At 43.2% G+C, this 584-nt stretch carries 2 tRNA genes and 1 rRNA gene; all 3 read left to right on the top strand.

Annotation, left to right across the window (positions count from 1 at the left end):
• The first annotated feature begins 151 nt into the window (after positions 1 to 151).
• Positions 152 to 225 (top strand) — tRNA-Ile (locus tag WS42_RS14955).
• A gap of 73 nt (positions 226 to 298) precedes the next feature.
• Positions 299 to 372 (top strand) — tRNA-Ala (locus tag WS42_RS14950).
• Between the two features lie 135 nt (positions 373 to 507).
• A 23S ribosomal RNA gene (locus tag WS42_RS14945) occupies positions 508 to 584 on the top strand; the annotation flags it as partial.

Here is a 584-nt window from a genome sequence, read left to right as displayed (position 1 = left end):
GAACACCTCCTTTCTGGAGATCAGTTATTATCTGCACTTGCTGGCAAAACCTTCAACCTTTACCATAAGTTGACAGCTAGGAAGCTAAAAAGCTAAAAGCCGGAAGGCTTAGTGCCTTTAGCGTGTAGCCTTCAAGCTGATAGCCTTAGTCAGTCTCTTAGCTCAGTTGGTTAGAGCGCTACACTGATAATGTAGAGGTCCGCGGTTCAACTCCGCGAGGGACTACTCAAAAGCCCGAAAGTGAAAAGCTAAATGCAATAAGCTTTTAGCGTATAGCCTTCATGCTTGTAACTTCTTCGGGGGATTAGCTCAGTTGGCTAGAGCGCCTGCTTTGCACGCAGGAGGTCAAGGGTTCGACTCCCTTATTCTCCACAGAGTCCGTAAGGACACAGTTCTTTGACATACTGGAAAGATGGAAAAATATATTCCACAACAATGAGCAAAAATAGAAATTATTAATGTCGTAAGACTTTATATGATTTCCGAGTAAGCTAAAAGTATAAATTAAAGTAAATAATAAAGGGCGTATGGTGGATGCCTAGGCTCTCAGAGGCGATGAAGGACGTGATAAGCTGCGAAAAGCT

This window comes from Odoribacter sp. N54.MGS-14 (assembly GCF_000980295.1).
Taxonomy (GTDB): Bacteria; Bacteroidota; Bacteroidia; order Bacteroidales; family Marinifilaceae; genus Odoribacter; species Odoribacter splanchnicus.
The sequence above is the reverse complement of the archived record's forward strand: the minus strand, read 5'-3'. Positions and strand labels throughout refer to the sequence as shown.